Origin of the sequence: Holdemanella sp. DFI.5.55 (genome assembly GCF_020593575.1) — a bacterium.
In the GTDB taxonomy this organism is placed as follows: Bacteria; Bacillota_I; Bacilli_A; order Erysipelotrichales; family Erysipelotrichaceae; genus Holdemanella; species Holdemanella hominis.
In genome coordinates, this window is record NZ_JAJDMK010000331.1 from 1 (window position 1) to 247 (window position 247).

Annotated in this window: 1 pseudogene; it reads right to left on the reverse strand. The window is 46.6% G+C overall.

The window, feature by feature from the left end:
* Window positions 1–247 (reverse strand): annotated as a pseudogene (locus LJE08_RS14310) (oligoendopeptidase F); the annotation flags it as partial.

Below are 247 nucleotides of genomic sequence, written 5' to 3' on the forward strand. Positions count from 1 at the left end.
TTTCAGATACTCTGGACCCATCACCTGCAATGCATCCCACGTCAGCTGCTTACCTTGTTCAAAAGTCGTCTTCAGCATATCCTCGCCAGCCAATGGGACATTAACATCATATTTATACATCTTGTCCAGGCCCAGAACCCGTTTCTTCAGCTCATACCAGCGATAAACCAGATCAAGATGCTGATTGACGGTTGCCACCAGCGTATCATAGACGCTTTCTGGAATATTATTAGCTCCTAAAGCGGCC